The sequence below is a fragment of the Chryseobacterium sp. GQ58 genome (assembly GCF_059758895.1).
This window is the reverse complement of record NZ_JCAXEH010000003.1, coordinates 1-19,119: the sequence shown is the minus strand read 5'-3', so window position 1 is coordinate 19,119 and position 19,119 is coordinate 1. Positions and strand designations below refer to the sequence as shown.

At 34.7% G+C, this 19,119-nt stretch carries 15 protein-coding genes; 10 read left to right on the top strand and 5 right to left on the bottom strand.

Going from position 1 to position 19,119, the window contains the following annotated elements:
* Positions 1–14: 14 nt before the first annotated feature.
* Entirely contained in the window at positions 15–1,475 is a 1,461-nt protein-coding gene (locus tag AC6CHK_RS08075; protein WP_498095141.1) for a phage tail-like protein, read from the bottom strand.
* 451 nt (positions 1,476–1,926) lie between these two features.
* On the bottom strand, positions 1,927–3,504 hold the full coding sequence (locus tag AC6CHK_RS08070) for a helix-turn-helix domain-containing protein (RefSeq protein ID WP_498095140.1): 1,578 nt from the start codon (positions 3,502–3,504) through the stop codon (positions 1,927–1,929).
* A gap of 201 nt (positions 3,505–3,705) precedes the next feature.
* On the opposite strand from AC6CHK_RS08070, the gene AC6CHK_RS08065 reads away from it, so the two are divergent.
* Entirely contained in the window at positions 3,706–4,272 is a 567-nt protein-coding gene (locus tag AC6CHK_RS08065) for an HD domain-containing protein (RefSeq protein ID WP_498095139.1), read from the top strand.
* A 12-nt stretch (positions 4,273–4,284) separates the two neighbouring features.
* Positions 4,285–5,244, top strand: a complete 960-nt coding sequence (locus AC6CHK_RS08060; protein ID WP_498095138.1) for a TIGR03557 family F420-dependent LLM class oxidoreductase — start codon at positions 4,285–4,287, stop codon at positions 5,242–5,244.
* A 29-nt stretch (positions 5,245–5,273) separates the two neighbouring features.
* On the opposite strand, the gene AC6CHK_RS08055 is transcribed toward AC6CHK_RS08060, so the two are convergent.
* Positions 5,274–5,561 carry a DUF3817 domain-containing protein gene (locus AC6CHK_RS08055; protein ID WP_498095137.1) on the bottom strand — a complete coding sequence of 96 codons (288 nt, stop codon included), beginning with the start codon at positions 5,559–5,561 and terminating at the stop codon, positions 5,274–5,276.
* A 117-nt stretch (positions 5,562–5,678) separates the two neighbouring features.
* Positions 5,679–6,464: an exodeoxyribonuclease III gene (xth, locus tag AC6CHK_RS08050; protein ID WP_498095136.1), complete on the bottom strand. Its 786-nt coding sequence runs from the start codon at positions 6,462–6,464 to the stop codon at positions 5,679–5,681.
* Positions 6,465–6,882: 418 nt separating this feature from the next.
* Between xth and AC6CHK_RS08045 the strand changes: the two genes are divergently transcribed.
* Positions 6,883–7,074 carry a cold-shock protein gene (locus tag AC6CHK_RS08045; RefSeq protein WP_498095135.1) on the top strand — a complete coding sequence of 64 codons (192 nt, stop codon included), beginning with the start codon at positions 6,883–6,885 and terminating at the stop codon, positions 7,072–7,074.
* A 311-nt stretch (positions 7,075–7,385) separates the two neighbouring features.
* Here AC6CHK_RS08045 and AC6CHK_RS08040 read toward each other — a convergent pair whose 3' ends face one another.
* Complete coding sequence (locus AC6CHK_RS08040; RefSeq protein ID WP_498095134.1) at positions 7,386–8,921, bottom strand: SulP family inorganic anion transporter; 1,536 nt, start codon at positions 8,919–8,921, stop codon at positions 7,386–7,388.
* Between the two features lie 492 nt (positions 8,922–9,413).
* Between AC6CHK_RS08040 and AC6CHK_RS08035 the strand changes: the two genes are divergently transcribed.
* The 7 genes from AC6CHK_RS08035 to AC6CHK_RS08005 form a co-directional block, all read left to right on the top strand.
* Positions 9,414–10,259, top strand: coding sequence for a helix-turn-helix domain-containing protein (locus tag AC6CHK_RS08035; RefSeq protein WP_498095133.1), 846 nt, complete (start codon positions 9,414–9,416; stop codon positions 10,257–10,259).
* 36 nt (positions 10,260–10,295) lie between these two features.
* Positions 10,296–10,742, top strand: coding sequence for a hypothetical protein (locus tag AC6CHK_RS08030; protein WP_498095132.1), 447 nt, complete (start codon positions 10,296–10,298; stop codon positions 10,740–10,742).
* Between the two features lie 302 nt (positions 10,743–11,044).
* Positions 11,045–11,566, top strand: coding sequence for a hypothetical protein (locus tag AC6CHK_RS08025; protein WP_498095131.1), 522 nt, complete (start codon positions 11,045–11,047; stop codon positions 11,564–11,566).
* Between the two features lie 73 nt (positions 11,567–11,639).
* Positions 11,640–12,434 carry a fimbrial biogenesis chaperone gene (locus AC6CHK_RS08020; RefSeq protein WP_498095130.1) on the top strand — a complete coding sequence of 265 codons (795 nt, stop codon included), beginning with the start codon at positions 11,640–11,642 and terminating at the stop codon, positions 12,432–12,434.
* Positions 12,427–13,458, top strand: a complete 1,032-nt coding sequence (locus AC6CHK_RS08015; protein WP_498095129.1) for a hypothetical protein — start codon at positions 12,427–12,429, stop codon at positions 13,456–13,458. The genes AC6CHK_RS08020 and AC6CHK_RS08015 overlap by 8 nt, the downstream gene beginning before the upstream one ends.
* A gap of 13 nt (positions 13,459–13,471) precedes the next feature.
* Entirely contained in the window at positions 13,472–16,273 is a 2,802-nt protein-coding gene (locus AC6CHK_RS08010) for a COG1470 family protein (RefSeq protein ID WP_498095128.1), read from the top strand.
* Positions 16,274–16,644: 371 nt separating this feature from the next.
* On the top strand, positions 16,645–19,119 hold a 2,475-nt coding region (locus AC6CHK_RS08005; protein WP_498095127.1), incomplete at its 3' end, for a fibronectin type III domain-containing protein.

The window sequence follows — 19,119 nt, the reverse complement described above, 5'->3', positions numbered from 1 at the left end:
ATGAATCTTACAATCTATGGACAAGCTGGCGTACTAAAGCAGTTCCAGGCGGTTCCGTTGTATAGTTTTAAACATTTAGCAGTGGTATCATATACCATCATTCCTTCCTGTGGTGATACGATGGCATTCACCTGAGCTGTTGTCAATCTTGTCGGTACAAAACCTTTAGTATTGGATTCTAAAACAGTATGTGCAGATTTTCTGATCATTGGCCAATTGCCATTATCGGCGTCCGCTCTTTTTAAAAGCGTAATACCTTGTTTGGAATCTACACCAGAAACACTGGTATTTGCATCGTTGTAACATACACACTTTTGTATAAAATAATCATTAGTTGTAGGGAAGTATGTGTCGCCAAATATTGGAGCAGAAGTCGAAATAAAGTTGCTTGTAGAACCGTTTGTGCCTTGTTGTTTTATTTCAAACTTAAAGGTTTCCTGAGGCTCATCAATAGCATCATTCACGGATGTGATATTAATTGCAATTCCGTCTTCATCATTGGTAGGACTTGCATATCCCGGCGTAACGCCACCATCATAATTTCCTGGCGGAATGGTTATTAGATAAATACTGCTTCCCGGTGTATGAGTTATTACTGGAGCACCATTTGAATTTGTAACACCTGTCAAATTGATATCACTATCTGTAATAAAAGGCGTACCATTTGTCGGGTCTATCAACTGAACCGCTACAGTAGTCGTGCCTGTTACAGCACCGTTGATTCTCAAAAATAAATTTCCATTGCTTGATCCTTCACAAGACGCTAAAGCATTAGAAAATTTAAGATCAATAAGAGGATTAAGCGTGATTCTGATATCATCCAGCAAATTACCTAAACCAGGATTTCCTCCTGTAGCTAATGCTCTAAATCCTACTCTGTAAACACCGGAAGCACCTGTGAAAACATAAGTACCTTGATTGATTGACCAAGCACCTATACTTGCAGGCAAAGTTGTTTGGCGAACTGTAGCTATATTTGTTTGATTTTGATCTTCAATAACCATGGCCGCTCTTTCAGACGTAAGCGTTCTTGCTCTGTGTCTGAAATAATAAGTGATCACGTCTCCAGTTGCCAAATACATATTTTGATAGATCATTGAGCTTACAAAAGCATTCAGCTCGACAAAGTTTGTTCCCTGTGCGGCCGGCACTCCCTGAAATCCGCTTCCCCAAATCTCAATGGGATGGCATGCTCCAGAAAAACCAGGCGCACAAGCGCCCGCTTGAGTAGGATGGGAAGTATACCAAGGCGATGTAAGCGCTGAACCGGCATCAAATGTATTACCAGAGCCAAAATTTGCATCATATTGTCCATAACCTCCGCTTACAACGTCAAATTCAAGACCCGGGTTTACGATAACCCTCGTTTGTGCAAAACTGCTTTGTGGAAAAATTAAAAATAAAATTAAAAAAACAAAGAATTCGAAATTTCCTTTGTTCAATGGTAGAAATAAAGTTCGATTTGGGTTTATCATAATATGTTTTGTAGTACAGTTTAAAAAAACTAATTATATATAGCTTATTAATACAACTTTAATATATAATTAGTTTGGGAAGGGTAAAGTAAATCACATGCAAAATCTCTAGCATGCTTTTTCAATCATTGTTCTTAGAATCGTCTATTTTCTTAAGTGTCGCAAAGCTACAGTTGCTTTTAGCCGGACGCAAGCTTTTACAGTATCGTTTTCTCGAATACGAAACTTTTGATAGTTTAAATGGTTGGTTTTTAGTGTTATATAAATTGCTACTTGTGCGTATAGCACTAGATGATAATTCCTATTTTGCTATAATTTCAACTATGAATTGAGACACAATTCAGTGATTTTTGTTTGGGAATTGGTATTCATTATTGAATACGAAAGAAATGTAGAGAATAAATTATTAAATAATAAACGTAATTTATTTATAACCATTATTAATATTACATTACTTATTTTTCTCAGTTTCGTTTAAATATTTTATGAAAAGAGAAGGCGTGATGCTGGTTACCTTTTTGAAAATTGTTGAAAATTTGTTGGGTGAAGAAAAACCCGCTTCTTCTGCCAGAATTGCAATTTTATAATTTCTGTATTTTGGGAACTTTCGAAGCTTGTCAACAGCGAAATCAACTCTCAGTTCATTTATGTAATTCCTGAAATCTTTATGTTTATGAGTATTGATTACGTAAGACAGATATTTTATGTTGGTTTCACAATAGGAAGCTAAATAGGGAAGCGAAATATTGTTATTGGTATATAATTTTGAGTTTTCAAACTCTTTTAGTTTATCCAATATTTTTTTTATCGTTCCGGCCGGAATCGTCATTTCTTCTTCATTAATCAAATAATTTTCATCTTCAATAGGCAAATTATCAATTGATTCAGGGTTTTCATTGCTGATTAATTCCTGATGTTTTTTGTCTAAATCTTCTAATAACTTTTTAAATTCCTTAATGTTCCTTTTTTGTTTGTTTCGATAAAAGATAAAAAATATGATCGCAACAATTATCAACAATAAAGCAATACCAATGATAATACTTTTTATAGAATCTGTTTTTTTTATTTTTATATTTTCGTCATCAATTTCAGAATAAGATTTGTTGACGAAGGCTTCCATTTCCTTCTGAAGCGTTTTTTTTACAGTATCATGTCTTTCTTGTGTTTTTATAAGATCATGTATATTTTTTGTCAAAGAATAATACAACTCTGAAGTATTATAAACTTCATTTTTCAGTGCAAGGTATTTAGATTCATCAGCAATTTTTCTTGCAATGTCAAGATGTTCTTTTGCTTTTTTCAGTTCTTTCTTTTTCAAATAAATAGAAGCAAAACCGTTGTGAATAAGACCGACAAGATAATTTTCAGGATAGTTTTTTGACAGTTTAAGAGCATTTTGATAATGCATGAACGATTTGTCAAGGTTTCCGAGAGCATAATGATTATAACCTAAAAGTTGCTCATTTGTAATCGACGTAATTTCTGTATTTGTATTGATTTTAGCTAAATGAAGTTTCGCTTTCTCAAGTTTATCGATAGATTCTGTATAGTTTTTTTCCTCAATTTGATAATATGCCATTTCCTGCATCATCATCGCCATCATATTATTGCTTACATCGCTATTTGTAATATCTTTTACAGTATTAATGCCTAATTCTGCATATTTTTTTGATTTATCAAACAGCCTTACATATCGATAATGGGTTGCTAAGAAACCATAAATTTTGGCTTTCCAAACGCTATTGCCTGTTTTTTCGATGATTTTTTCAGCATCTAAAGCATATTTTAAAGATTTCTCAAACTCGCCCGACTGGTCGTATAAAGTTGCAGAAAGCATTAAACTTTTAACCTGCAATATCGGAGTCTCGGAAATATTATAAAGCGAATCTGCTATTTTTAAAGCTTTATTAAAATCTTTTTGTGAAGTTTCTAAAAATGTTTTGGTATAGATTGCATTAAACTCAGTAATATCTTGACAATAGGCGGTGGAAGAAAATAAAGTAAGTAAAATAATAAAAATTTTCATCATAAAGTTTTATATCGTCTGCAAAGATAAGCAACAAGTGTATTACCAGGGTATTATAATATTAATATTTAGAAAATATTCAATTTTAATTAATGATTAAAAACCTTGCGATATAGCAAAATGTCTGTTATTCCTTGGCATTTATTTTGTTCAAACTCTTAATAAAAACAAATAAATTAATGTAAATTTCTAATTGAAACAGGCATGGAGCAATCAGCAATAATCGAAAAAATTATAGAATTCGCAGATCATGCGCATGCTGATCAAACCAGAAAATATAATTCGGACAGATATATTGTACATCCGATAAGAGTAATGGAAATTTGCAGCCAATATACCGATGATTTACCTGTATTAGCTGCTGCGATACTGCATGATGTCATTGAAGATACTCCGCTTACAAGTGATGATATATCATTGTTTCTAAGAAATTATATGAACGAATCAGAACAGAATTTGACCGTAAAAATGGTTGTTGAATTAACTGACGTTTACGTAAAAAAAGATTTCCCGAAATTAAACGGATTTAAAAGAAAAAAGAAAGAAATAAAGCGGATGAAAAGCATCAGTTCCGAGGCTCAAACCATTAAATATGCCGATATTATGGATAATGCCAAAGAAATCTCACAAAATGATCCATCGTTTTCTGAGCGTTTCCTCAGAGAATGTTATGATATATTAATCGCATTAAAAAATGGAAACCCCGAACTGCGGCAAAGAGCATTCGATCTTGTAACAAACGAACTTAAGAAATTTAAATCTCCTTTATAAACTAAAGTCAATATGAAAACACTCATAGGATATCATTGTTCACTAGAAAGATACACTCCTCTTGAACATCTAAACAATATAAAAGCCGCGTTAGCTAATGGTTTTAATGGAATATCGTGCTCTGATCATTTTTATCCGTGGAGCAAACGTCAGGGCGCATCCATTGCATCATGGCCTTGGCTTGGAAGTGCGATGAATACAGTTGATCTTCCTTTCGGCGTTATAACTTCGCCTACAGAAAGGTGTCATCCGGTTATCATTGCTCAATATATTGCAACTTTAGCTTCCATGTATAGCGGTAGATTATGGATTGCTTTCGGAAGCGGACAGCTGCTAAACGAGCATATTACCAATCGCCATTGGCCAGTCAAAAGTGAACGAAATGAAAGGTTGAAAGAAGCAATTTATATCATAAGAAATTTACTTCAGGGTAAAACAGTCAATTATGAAGGTAAATATTTTCAGGTGTATGATACAAAGCTTTATACAACACCTTCGATTCAGCCAAAGCTTCTTGTTGCAGCATTATCCAAAGAATCGGCCCACGAATTGGCTGAATGCAGCGATGGGATCATTACCGTAATTAAGCCTTTAAAAGAGCAGCAGGAATTTATTTATGCGTATCAGCAGGGTGGTGGAAATAAGGAATCAATGTATTTGCAGGCAATCATGGCATACGATAAAGATCAGAAAAAAGCTGAATATGAGGCTTGGTACAATTGGCGCCATGCGGTACTTGGTGCAAAATTGCAGGCTGAAATCAGAACTCCTGATGATTTTGACAGCGCTGTCGAAAGTATAACTCCCGAGCAAACCAATAAAGTGATCCGTGTTTCATCAGATCCGAACGAACATCTGGAATGGCTCAATGAAGATAAAAGTTGTGGTTTCTCCCAAATATATATTCAGGATGTTTCAAATGATCAGGCAGAAACAATTAAAATGTATGGTGAAATATTAATGCAGCAATAATGCAATTTAATAGAAATGAAGCTCTTTTTCTAGCTAATATTATATTCTTTCTTTAAATTTTTATCCAATATGAAAGGTACAAAAGGCAAAACTGAGCCTATTAAATAAACAACAACTCTTTTTAGGCTCCATTTATATTTAAATGCTGTTACAATCAGGATTACCATGAATACGAGAAATAAAATTCCATGTATCCAGCCAAAATACTTTACAGCTTCCGAAATATTAAAAATATATTTTAAAGGCATTGCTATGAATAATAAAATTAAATAAGATAAACCTTCAATAAGAGCTATTTTACGATATAAATTGACCATGATCTTTTAATAAACGGATTGATTATTTCTGAAAACAATAATAACATATTCTGTCGGAATGGACAATAGATAAGCTTGAATGTCATTAAAATTCAGTATTAAAAAATCAATTGATACTTAAATAGCATCTTGATCTTCCAGTTCAATCCAAACAGGGGCGTGGTCACTGCTTTTTTCCCATCCTCTCACTTGACGGTCTATTCCGCCGGACTTCAACATTGGAGCTAAATAAGGACTTAATAAAATATGATCGAGCCTCAATCCTGCATTACGATCATAAGATTTGTAAAGATAATCCCAGAAAGTATACAGTTTTTCATCAGGAAATAGCGTCCGGATAGAATCATGCCATCCTTTTTTTAGTAATTCCTGATATTCTTTTCTTACTTCCTTTCTATAAAGCGCATCGTCTAACCATTTTTCGGGTTTGTAAACATCTAAAGCAGTTGGAATAATATTGAAATCGCCGATAAGCACGGCAGGAAGCTCCATTTTGATCAGTTTATTGGCTCGTCTTTTCAGCCGTTTGATCCATGACAGCTTATATTCAAATTTTGGTCCCGGATAAGGGTTTCCGTTGGGAAGATAAAGGCAGCAAATGACCATTTTGTTGATTATAGCTTCAATATAGCGGCTTTGAATATCGTCGTTGTCACCCGGGAGAATTCTTTGCACTTCAACAATTTCATGATCTTTTGAAAGTATGGCAACTCCGTTCCAGCTTTTTTGGCCTTTCCATATTGCTTTGTATCCGGCATCATTTATTGCTTTTATCGGAAACTTTTCCTGTGGAGCCTTCAATTCCTGCAGGCAGACAATATCTGGTTTTTCTTCTTCAAGCCAGCGTAGAAGAACGGGAAGACGGCCATTGATGCCGTTTACATTATATGTTGCAATTTTCATGATTAATGATTTGAAAGGGTGAGTGGATATTGTATTGCCGACAAATACCATTCCATCATTAACTTATATATACTGAAGTTTAAATCTGAAAAAAAAATAGTTTTATAGCAATAAGAAAGAAATATAGCTAAATATTTTTTTTATTCATTTATTATATTTACATTTGCACAATAATCAGGCTCCTGCCGATGCTTTTCTGAAATTTTTGAGTTTACTCTTTTTTCTCAGCCTTAGCTTTTTCAGACGCTATTTTTGTTATCAATTTCAGGTGCAGTACCTTTGAGAAAATTGAATTATTCAGTCCTCTTAAAATCAACATCAGTATTTTTTCGCAAAATGATTTATTAATGTCCTGATATTTATTATCATGGCAGTAAATTTAACAATGTCAACAATTCAGTAATTAATACATAATACAATGCAACAAGGAACAGTAAAATTCTTTAACGAAACAAAAGGTTTCGGATTTATTACACCAACAAGTGGTGGTCAAGACATTTTCGTACACACATCAGGTTTGATCGATAATGTACGCGAAAATGACGTCGTAACATTCGACGTACAAGAAGGTAAAAAAGGCGTTAACGCTGTTAACGTACGTATAGCATAATTAGATTACAATCTTTTTTAAAATTTAGCAGATAACATTATTGTTATCTGCTATTTTTTTTGTTGAAATTTTAATTTTGAATATTTCTTAACAAAAACTAAATCATTTTTTTGTTTATAAAACAAAAACAAAATAGTATTTCATTGTTAAGTGCAACGCCTTTGTTTTACTTAAATAATAAAAATCATATATTAAATTTCCTTGTTTGGCTTTGCGTTTAAACAAAATACCCTGAATTCAGTTTAATTTAAAAAATTATAATTGATTTTTACTATTTAAAATCCACAATAAAATTAAAATGATCTTAAGAATTACTGTTTCGGCATTACTTTGTAAGTTGGATCTTCGAAAATATTTACTTCAATAAATCCGTCAGCATTGTCAAGCAGTTTTATACAATCTTCGCTCAGATGCTTTAAAACTAATTTTTTATTCTGGCTTTTATATTTTTCGGTAATTTTTTTAAGCGCATCGATTGCAGACATATCGGCAACTCGCGATTCGCGGAAATCAATAATCACAGTATCAGGATCGGAAACAACGTCAAACTTTTCTAAAAATGAAGTTGTGCTTCCAAAAAATAAAGGCCCATAAATTTCATAAACTTTGTTTCCGTTTTCATCAATTGTTTTTCTTGCCCTGATTCTTTTTGCATTGTCCCAGGCAAATACCAAAGCCGAAATTACAACACCGACTAAAACTGCCAAAGCCAAATTGTGCAACACCACCGTAATAGTTGCGACCAGAATTCCTACAAAAATATCAGATTTCGGCATTTTTGTAATAATACGGAAAGACACCCATTCAAATGTTCCGATAGCGACCATCATCATTACGCCTACCAAAGCCGCCATTGGAATCTGCTCGATAAGTGGACCGCCCACAAGAATAATGATCAAAATAGTTACAGCTCCGATGATTGCCGAAATTCTTGTTCGCGCTCCGGCATCAATATTTACCAGAGTTTGGGCCACCATTGCGCAGCCTCCCATGCCTCCGAAAAATCCGTTTGTCATATTAGCTACACCTTGTGCGATTGCTTCTTTGTTGGATTTTCCTTTTGTATTGGTGATTTCATCTACCATATTCAGTGTTAGTAAAGATTCTATTAGCCCAACTCCCGCCATGATTGCAGCATACGGAAATATGATTTGCAGACTTTCTAAATTAAAAGGTATCAGAGGAATATGAAAAGAAGGTAACGATCCGCTTACGGAGGCTATATCAACTACTTTTTTGGTGTCAATATTTAAAAAATAAACTAATCCAAAAACTATGATAATAGCAACAAGAGATGAAGGTACAGCTTTAGTGATTTTAGGGAGAAACATGACAATTGCAATGGTCAAAAGGGTTAATCCTGCCATAATATAAAGAGCCGAACCCTGCATCCATACGGCAAGTCCGTTTTCAATGGTTTTAAATTGTGCAACCTGTGCTATAAAAATAATAATGGCAAGCCCGTTCAGAAATCCATACATGACAGGTTGAGGAATCAGTCTTACAAATTTTCCAAGCTTCAATGTTCCAACCAGAATCTGAAGTATTCCGGCAAGAATCACAGCGCCAAAAAGATATTCCACGCCATGCGAAGAAGCCAGCGCAATTAAAACTACAACAGTTGCGCCTGCGCCACCGGATACCATTCCGGGTCTTCCGCCCAATACGGCTGTTACGATTCCCATCAAAAATGCAGCATACAAGCCGGTAAGAGGTGATAATCCGGCAAGAATTGCAAATGATAAAGACTCGGGAATCATGGTCATTGCAACCGTTAATCCCGCTAAAATTTCGGTTTTTAAATTAATATTAAATAAAAATTTATTATTAAGTATGGTATTTTCCATAAACTATTGTTGTTTCCTAGATTTTGATAAAGATGAATTGATAGTACAAGAAAAAGTCTCCAAATAAATATTTAGAGAAATAATAATAGTTACCTAAAAATCAAGGCGGTGTAATTGAAGAAAATATGTAAGTTGCTCTTTTCATAAAGCCGCAAAGATATGTATTTTGATTTCGATATCAAATTTCAGAAAAGTTTAAAAACAAAAAGTTGAACAGAATCCTTCTGAATAAAAAAAACAAAAAAAGCAATGAAATTCAAAAATAATACTTAAAAAATGCACAATCATTTTTTAGAAACAGCTGTAAAAGATTTAACAATTATTTCAAAGAATATTCTTATGTATTGTCAATAAAAAACAGTATTGTTTTGATAGAACTCTGCTAGAATTATCATTTAATGTTAAATTAATAAATTTTAGAACTGCATATGCTTATTTTGTTATACTTTTGAAAAATTTTTGAAATCAGCTATAATTTAAGCATATGTCGCAATGTATCAGATAACTAATCAACTTAACAAAATAGGCTTTAGCATTAATTTGGTAAGTGACATTATAAAAAGAAATAATTACAGCAAAAAATTCAATACTTTAGAATATTTCTGCATTTTTTTGATCGCCGAAGACTTGGATCTGAAGGTTGGAAACGTCGATCATTTGATAAAAGGCGGTAATGCGGTTTTTGTAGGCCCGCAAAAGAATGTTGAGTTTGGTGAGGCTCAGGGAAAGGAAATATATGTGATTGCTTTTTCGTCCGGTTTTTACGATAAATCTTCAAAAGACAGTATTTTTTTAAATTCCCAGGTTTTTTTCAATTGTAATTCGGAAGTTTTTGTGGCTCCCTATTTTGGGAATAATGAATATAATAAGATCATATTAATAGAAAGACTTCTGAAATTCCAGACGAAAGACGAAAGCCTTTATATTTCGGCTGCACACAACGCAATCGAAGGGTTGATTTTGGATGCCTATTTATATGTGGAGCGTCATAAAGCGGAAAATGATGAAAAACTGGAATTTGTTTCTTACGTCAACAGATTCAAAATATTGTTGCAACGTGATTTTAAATATGCGAAAAAAGTCTCGCATTATGCCGAAGAATTAAAAATTTCTACAAGAAGACTTACCGAAATGACCGAATATGTATATGGAAAATCAGCAAAGCAGATTATTATAGAAAAAATAAAGGTTGAATGTGAAAAAGCAATTAAATTTTCAAATTCTACAATGTCTGAAATAGCTTATGAGCTGGGTTTCAATGATGAAGGCAACTTTAGCAATTTCGTAAAAAAACATAGTGGAAAGAAACCGTCCGAAATGAGAGGAATATTGGTATAAATTTGTAGATTTAGAACACCAATTTCATTTATTGATATGTTTGCTAAAACTTTTACTTTCATTTTTATTTTATGTTGCACAGCGTTTATATCCGGACAGGTTTCTGATCAGCATGTTTTAAATGTAAGGCTTTTTCCTGCCCAGATTCTTGTACTTGATACAGAAATTGATCCGAATAGTCAATCTGACAAAAATACATTAGAAAATCTTTTAAATGTTGATCATTTGGTGGTTACCAATATATATGGCTACCAAATAAATGCATTGCATAAACCTTATCAAAATGATGAAGCAGATACTTCATATTCGGATATTGATGAAAGCAGATGCTACAATGAATTTTCGATTGCCAATATGAGCAATGGAACGATAGAAAAGAAAATTCCGGTAGCCGCTTCAGAATTTGAAGATTCGTTCAGAAACCTAAGTTGTGTTTCAAATGATCAAAATTCTTTAATGGTTTACACGATCATTTCGCAATGAAATTAATTTATTATTAAAGAATCGTTATGTAATAGATAATATATTGCGAATTTTTGATGTATTAAATTTATAAGGTTTGTTAACTAAACTTATGAAAATAATATAGTTTGTTTCTTTTTTATTTTAAATCCTGTAATTATCCTTGCAAACCTCTAAAATAAAGCAAAATAGTGTTGTTGTTTCGTTGGTTAAATTGCTGTTAAATTTTACAAAAAATACGTCTTTTTTTACAATGTTGCTTCTTTGGAAGGTTGGTAATTTTGCAGCCAGAAACTAAGACAGAAACAATAAAACAATTTTTAATGAAAAAATTCATCTTAACCTCTTTTGGAATGTTGGGGTTTGCGACTATGAATGCACAAAATGTAACATTAAACGTTAGATTAAAGCCAATTCAGACACTTATTGTCAACAATTCTCAAAAGATCGTTAATTTAGACTACGTTACAAAAGACGATTATGCCAACGGTGTAACTTCGGTAAATGCAGATCACCTAAATATTTACAGCACCGGCGGATTTCAGGTAAAAGTTAAAAGTGCAAACGCAGCATTGCAGAACGGCGCAAAAAATATTCAGGCCAATACAATTCAGATCAAGGCAACTGCAGGTACTGAAGCTGTAAATGGTGCACAATATGCGCAGAATGTTCTTTTATCTGCTAACGAATCTACATTGGTAACTTCAACAAACGGTGGGGTTAACAAAAAAATCAGCATCGAATATAAAGGTGCGGGTGCCAATGCATATTTGGATAATTACATTGCAGGTCAGGACCCAACGGTTTACACGACCGAACTGACTTATACAATCGTATCTCAATAATCTTTAACGTAATTGTATATCGATAAGAAGTGTTGCAATTCGTTGTAGCACTTCTCTTTTTATCAAATCTCTCATGAAAAAAATAGTTCTTTTCGTTGCTTTTTTCTTGTCCGTTTATTGCGTTCATGCGCAGACAGGAATATCGGTTTCACCTCCGCGTATTTATTTTGAATCAGAATCCGGCATCAGCAATACCGAGAAAATCACCGTCACAAACGTGAGCGCAAAAAATACACTCGATTTAGCGGTAAGCCTTGGTGACTGGGAATATGATGAAAAAGGAGAGAATATGATGTATATTGCCGGCACACTTCCTACATCTTGCGCCAGCTGGATTACGGTAAAAAAAGAAGACGCCTACTTTTCGCTTTCGCCGGGAGAAAGAAGAGACATTAATATCACACTTACCGCTCCAAGCAATTCTGGAAATCTGGCAGCGCATACCGCAGTTTTGTACGTCAGCCAAATGAATCCTGTAGATGATATCGACAGTAAAGGAGCAAATATTAAAGTAAGCATAAGATCAGGTATTAAAATTTTTCATAAAATACCAAATGCGAAAACCAAAAAGATTGAGATGACCAATTTGAAGTTCGACAAACAGAAAAATTCATTGATTTTATTTTTTGAGAACCAGTCAAATATTTGGGTAGACGGAAAAGTAAGTGTGGATATTATCAATTCAGCCAACGGTAAAAAAATAGCAGTGGATCCTGTTATTTTTTATACAATGCCCGGAAATAAAAGAGAATTGCAGATTCCTTTTACCGAAATACCGGAAAAAGGAAGTTATACGGCGTCTGTGCTTCTGGATTATGGAGATTCTGAAAACTTGGAAATGGGCGAATTAAATTTTAATTATGATTAAAAGACTGTATCTTTTTGTTGCATTGATGTTGTTTTCCGGGTTTTATTTTTCGCAAATTTCAGTTTCATCATGGACAAACAGTTATTTACAGATTAATTCTTATAATGAAAACATAAATCCGGACGCTTACACCGTTACTTTTGCAGGAAATGGAAACATAAATATTGCAAACTGGAGGCTTTCAGCACGTTTAAAACAAAACATTACGGCCAATAGCGGCAATTATATTTTTCCAGCCAATAAAATATCTTTTCAGCCGGTTTCATCGGTGGGGCAGGCTTATCCAAATCAGATTCCTTCATTAGCCGAAATAGGTATTCCGCTGAATATCATCATGCAGGAAGGTGCGGAGTTTTTTCTGATCCCAAAATCAAATGCAGCTTTATACAACCAGCCGGCGCAGCCTAACGGATATTATAATCTGCAGCTAAAATTCAGCTTAAGAGTTGCGGGTGGTGCTTATCTTGGCAATTATCCTTCGTGGATCACGTTTACAGCTCCTGTGGAATTCACGGCATATGATCAAAACAATAATATTATTGGGAAGATGGATCATCAGTTTCATTTTCAGATAGGAACGCTTTCCGGAAGTCCCGCCAATGAAACGGAATTATCTTTAAAAATAAACACAAACGCCGTAAATGGTGTTCTTGAATTTAACAGCATTCAGGATTACAAAGATGGCGCAAGTGTAGTTTACCCAAAAGCAGTTTCTGTGAAAAGCAATACCAATTTCCAAATTACGGTGCGTGCGATTCAGGGGAATTTTACATCACAACAAGGAAATTCAATTCCCGTGAATACTGTACAACTGGTTTTGTTGCCATTGCTTCAAAATCAAAGTTTGGTTTATCCGGTCAGTTTAAATATGTCTTCGCAGCTTATTGCAAAAGGAGCGTCGTCACAGGGAAATTATTACGATTATGATGTAAAATATTTTACAAAGCCAAATGATGAATATTTTATCAATGCAAAACCTGAAGAATATTCCGCAACTCTGCAATATGAAATCACTCCGCAGTAAATAATTCAGATAAATGCAATTTGAAGTTTTTAAAAGAGTAATTCCTACTTTTTTGCTATTTCTGGGCTCGATCGTTTCGTTTGGGCAAATCCTTGATGGAAAAATTGCAATGGAAATTCAGGATCGTACAGCAAAGAGCGAATCCAGGCTACTTGATCTGATGATTGTTTTACGTAACAATAATGCTGAAAATTTTAAAGGGAAAATAAATCTGCAGTCTCCAAAAGGTTTTAAAATTATAAATGGTAATAATATTGAAATTGAGCTTAAGGCAAATGAAAACAGATACATTCCCGTTAAAATATTAGTAAATAATACCGCTGAAGCCGGCGATGCAAAAATTGTTGTGAAATTGTCTGATTTTAAGGATCATGAAATCTTTTCTAAAGTCATCATGCATCACGTTCCGGACGATAATACATTGCAAATAAGTGCCGAAAAACCTCAGATTTACAGGACAGGAAATGAAGACTCTTTGCGGATTGCGGTGAAGGTTTCCAACAGAGGAAATAAAGCACAAAATGTAGCCGTTGTCTTTAAAATTCCGGAACTTAATGACGGAAATGTTTTTATAGAAAAGCATGGGAAAATAGGTGTGCAAAAAGATTCTGTATTTACTTTTAGTTTTTTGCCTTCGAGGAATCTTTTAAAGCAATCTGCTTTTACGGTTTCGGTCACGGGATTCAGAAATGCCGATAAAGAGATTTTCGGAAATGCCAATATTTCGGTTCAGAATATTTCACATACACAAAAATTTCAGAGACATCAGCTGAACGGTTTTTTCAATCCTACAAGAAATTCAATTACGACAAGCTACAGAAGAATCGGCGAAGGTTTGGATATGTATCAGTTGATCGGCTTGGGCGGTTTTAATGTTCCTTCCGGGTATATTTTTGTAAGCGGAAACATTTATATGATGAATAGGCAACGTGATCCCATCATAAACAACACCTATATTTCTTATCGTGATGAAAACAACGAGCTTACGGTGGGTAATGTCAGCAAATTGCTGGAAGTTCCGCTTTTTGGAAGAGGCGCAGAATACAGCTTTATCAATGATGCAAAAGATAAGAAGATCGAAGTCGGTTTTGTCGAACAAAGCTTTAGTCTTATCGAAAGAAATTCTTTTTTGCAGAACGGTTATGGTTTTTTCGTTAAAGGAACTGTTAATCCGCTCAATTACTCACGGAATATTTCTGCAACTTATATTTTCAGAGCAGATCCTTACGAGAAAGCAAACCACAACTTGCTTGGGACGGATATTAATTATAGTTTTAATAATTTCTGGAAAGCTTCCGCTAAAATATTTGGAGGAATAAGTCATTATGAAAATAAAAAAGAAGCTGAGCCTTCTTTTGCGGCTGAATCTCAATATTCAGGAATATTGAATGATATTAATCTCAATGGAAACTTTTTTTTCAGCACAGATTATTACCCCGGAAACAGGCGTGGAAGTCTTCAGATTCAACAAAGTGCCAATGTAAAGATCTTTAGTAAACATTTTGTTTATGCCAATATCATTGCTTCCAATTTTTCGCCAAAATATAACCTTTTTCAGACGCAGTTATCTTCTGACAACACAAAGCTGGAAAGCGGAATCAACTTTGCAAAGAAAGGAAATTTCGGGTTTGGGCTGGGTTATCATTATCAATCTGAAAAGTCCAATACTTATAATAGCTTTTTTGGAAACCCTTACAATACTGATCAAAAACAAATTGTCGGGCAAAGGCTAACAGAAACTATTAATTGGAGCAGCAAAAATAGAAAGCATTCGGCAATTATCAATGCTGAAACAGGATTTGCGCAATATCCTGATGGTGAAAAGACGCAGCTTCAGGTGAAATTTACTGGAAATTATAATTATAAAGTATTCAATTTCACGACTTTATTTCAATATGGTAGCTATTATCTTTCGGAATATGCATTTACAAAGATGTTTCAAAATACAGAATCTTACAGGAAATTTTCCGGCTCTTTGTTTTACACTAATAATTTTTTGAAGGATAAAATTAATATTAATTCCGGCATTTCGTATACCAATGATATTGTCTATGGCAGCTCGCCTTCCGCTTTTTTTAATTTGAAATACAGTGGCAGGCTGTATGGAGTTTTTGCCAACACTTCATGGTATAATTATTCTTTGGGAAGCATCAAAAACAATACTTTTACGATAGAAGCCGGGGTAACTTTAAGTTTACAGGGAAATGCGATGAATCCCAATAAAAAATCTGTAATCAGGGCTTTTGCGTTTTACGACGAAAACAACAATAATATTTTTGATCCAGATGAGAAAGCGGCAAATGATTATCTGATAAATATAAGCAATATCGCATTTAAAACCAATGTAGAAGGTAAAATCATCTATAAAAATATACCTTTCGGAAAATATGATCTGAAACAGGTGATTCAGGAAGGCTGGTATTATGACGAAAAGACATTTGATATCAATACTTATCATCACGATTTGATGATTCCATTGCATCAAAACGGTACTTTGCAGGGAAGAATTAAATATGAATTTGATGCAAAAACAGCCGTAAGTTTTCAGCCTAAAGGTTCAGGGATTGTCTTAAATATTTATCAAAATGATGTATTGATACAGCGAGTAATTACTGATGATAACGGAGATTTTATTGCATTTCTGCCAACAGGAACTTATACTGTTTCCATTAATGAAGCATCTTTGCCGACTCAAACTTATTCTGAAAATAAATCATTAACCGGAAATGTAAAAGCAGGAGAAATTCTTTCACTATCATCTTTTGTAATTAAAGCAAAACAGAAAAAAATACACTTAAAAAAATTCGGAAACTAATTTGATAATTTTATAGATATAATTATTTATTAAAGTTATATTCTTAAATAATGTATAATTATAGTTCGAATTTTAAAATTTAATTAAGTTCATTTAATTTATTTTTCTAATTTCTTTTATTTTAAATCAATAATTTTACATACATTATAGGTTATTTATAATAATTATTTTGTTAATTTGTTAAATAATAATTAATTTTATAAATTAAATTATAGCCTATGACGAAAACCTCTACTTTTTCAACAATTATTTTATACGAAAACGAAGATAGTTCAGAATTTTTTGGATTGTCTTATACTGTTTTATGACAGATTAATTTCATTAATTTTTGTTTAACTAAAAATCTTATTTCGGATTCAAAAATGTATAATATGAAGAAATTTCTACTAATTATAATACTTTTATTGGCATATTCGGTCAATATTTCAGGGCAGGCCTGTAACCCCGTCCCGGTTCCTTTTTTACAGTCTTTTAGTACCGGTGCTCTTCCGGCATGTTGGGTTAATCAAAATCCAACTTCAACCTCTACCCATGTCAATGTCAAATGGAAATTTGGTACAGGTGTGGGGTATGGTGCTATCAACAACGGAAAGCCTGCCGGAACATATGCGTGGGTAGATGCCAGCACGCCTAATAACAATATACATAACGTCGAACTTATTTCACCGCAGATTAATTTGGCGGGTTTAGCCAAGCCTTATGTAAAGTTTGAATGGTTCAAAAATCATCTGGATGGTGCTGCTGGGACTATGCCTAATAATGATAATAATCAATTAAAAGTTGCAGTAAATAATGGTACCGGTTGGGTTCAGATTTGGTCAAATGATACGAATTCCCCAAAATGGCGAACCGTGGGTATTCTTTTAGATACAGCGTATGCCGGAACCACTATTCGTTTAAGATTTACCGTAGATAAAGATGTTTCCGGAAATGGAAACTTCTATGATGATCTTCTTTTGGACGAAATTAGGGTAGTAGAAGCTCCGACTTGCTTTGATCCTGTAACTCTGCCGGCAACTAATATTACTCCTACATCTGCCACAATAAATTGGAGTCCGCCTGCTGCACCGGCACCGGCACCAGCAAGTGGTTACGAATATTATTTCAACACTACAAATACACCTCCTGTTGCGACAACTGCCGGTACGGTAACTGCAGCCACAAGTGCTAATCTATCACCTCTTACTTTGGGGGCGACATACTACTGGTGGGTAAGATCAATATGTTCAGCAACTGATAAAAGTCCTTGGGTACCGGGAGATCCTTTCACTCTCGGACAAATTGGTAGTGGAACAGCTACAAATGGCTTTCTTCCTGTTTCTTCATGTACAGGGTTTGGTTATTCACAGCAGATCTACAAAGCAGCGGAGCTTACAAGCGCAATTGGTTCTAATACTTATATTACGTCAATCAAGTTTTTTGTAGCAAGTACAGTGACTCAGGCAAATTATAATCAGTGGATTGTTTATATGGGAAATACGAACCAAAACAGCTTTACGTCTACTGCAAACTGGGTTGCGCCTTCATCTTTATTACAAGTATATTCAGGTACTTTACCTGTAATGGCCGCTGGAACATGGGTTACGATTCCATTGAGCATGCCTTTCCTTTGGGATGGTACAAGTAATATTGTGATTGCAGTAGATGAAAACTCAGCAGGTACTTCTTGTACTGCAAACTGGGGTAGTTATACGGCTGGAACTAATAGGGGGATGATTTATCGCAGCTCGGCAACAAATCCGACCCCTTCAAATCCTCCTAATGCAACCACTAGATATTCTACAATTCCAAAACTTCAGGTAGTTGCAACAGCATTACAGCCGTGCGCTACAAATCCTCCGACCAATATTACGGCAACCAATTTAACATCGGCTACTGCTTTTATATCATGGTTACCGGCTGCAGGAGCTACTTACCTTATCAGATGGAGAGAAGGTGCTACCGGACCTTGGCTTCCTACAGCTGCCGGTCTGACTCTTCCTGCGGGACAAAGTTATCATACGATTACAGGACTTACCGAGCAGACAGGATATCAGGTGCAGGTCGCTACAATTTGTAACGGAACTACAGGTGCATTCAGCCCTTCAGTATCATTCACAACTCCGCCTTTATCATATTGTAATATGACCGGTACAGGTACGAACGATTACATTTCAAATGTAAAAGTTACTCCTGTTAATTTCCCTGTGATGGACAATACTTCCTTGCAGACGAATTATACAAGCTATACAACCCCTGCCACTCTTATTAATTTAGAAATAGGATCTACAGGAAATCAATTATCTGTATCTAAAGGTTGGGTGGGAACTACTTACAGCGATGCAGTTTATGCCTATATAGATTACAACAGAGACGGAATTTTTGCAGACAGCGAAAGAATCATGACTTCGGCTCCAAGCACAACAACACCTGTTACGGCAACATTTGATGTACCTTCAACGGGTGTGTATTTAGGACCGTTAACGACGACAATGAGAGTTGTCCTGAAGCGTACAAGCGCACCTGTTATGTGTCAGGATCCTGTTAATGGTGAAGTTGAAGATTATGCAGTAAGATTAAGACCTTGCAGCAATGTTACACCGGGAGCTCCAACTTTTGCTGCGGTAACACACAATTCGGCTACCGTGAACTGGACGCCTGCTACCAATAACATTTCATATGTTTTACAATACAGACCGGTAACCAACCCTGCTTCAGCCTGGACAAGTGTAAATGCTTCCACATTGAATGGTAATCCACCGGTTCAGCTAACAGGTTTGATTCCTGCTACAACTTATGAAGTGCAGATTGCTGCAGTTTGTGGTGGCGGACCGGGAGCGTTTACAGCCATCAAAACATTCACTACA

Coding starts and splice junctions, on each gene's coding strand:
- AC6CHK_RS08065 (WP_498095139.1), top strand. CDS start 3,706: ATGGAGCAATCAGCAATAATCGAAAAAATTATAGAATTCGCAGATCAT.
- AC6CHK_RS08060 (WP_498095138.1), top strand. CDS start 4,285: ATGAAAACACTCATAGGATATCATTGTTCACTAGAAAGATACACTCCT.
- xth (WP_498095136.1), bottom strand. CDS start 6,464: ATGAAAATTGCAACATATAATGTAAACGGCATCAATGGCCGTCTTCCC.
- AC6CHK_RS08040 (WP_498095134.1), bottom strand. CDS start 8,921: ATGGAAAATACCATACTTAATAATAAATTTTTATTTAATATTAATTTA.
- AC6CHK_RS08055 (WP_498095137.1), bottom strand. CDS start 5,561: ATGGTCAATTTATATCGTAAAATAGCTCTTATTGAAGGTTTATCTTAT.
- AC6CHK_RS08025 (WP_498095131.1), top strand. CDS start 11,045: ATGAAAAAATTCATCTTAACCTCTTTTGGAATGTTGGGGTTTGCGACT.
- AC6CHK_RS08070 (WP_498095140.1), bottom strand. CDS start 3,504: ATGATGAAAATTTTTATTATTTTACTTACTTTATTTTCTTCCACCGCC.
- AC6CHK_RS08075 (WP_498095141.1), bottom strand. CDS start 1,475: ATGATAAACCCAAATCGAACTTTATTTCTACCATTGAACAAAGGAAAT.
- AC6CHK_RS08010 (WP_498095128.1), top strand. CDS start 13,472: ATGCAATTTGAAGTTTTTAAAAGAGTAATTCCTACTTTTTTGCTATTT.
- AC6CHK_RS08035 (WP_498095133.1), top strand. CDS start 9,414: ATGTATCAGATAACTAATCAACTTAACAAAATAGGCTTTAGCATTAAT.
- AC6CHK_RS08020 (WP_498095130.1), top strand. CDS start 11,640: ATGAAAAAAATAGTTCTTTTCGTTGCTTTTTTCTTGTCCGTTTATTGC.
- AC6CHK_RS08045 (WP_498095135.1), top strand. CDS start 6,883: ATGCAACAAGGAACAGTAAAATTCTTTAACGAAACAAAAGGTTTCGGA.
- AC6CHK_RS08015 (WP_498095129.1), top strand. CDS start 12,427: ATGATTAAAAGACTGTATCTTTTTGTTGCATTGATGTTGTTTTCCGGG.
- AC6CHK_RS08030 (WP_498095132.1), top strand. CDS start 10,296: ATGTTTGCTAAAACTTTTACTTTCATTTTTATTTTATGTTGCACAGCG.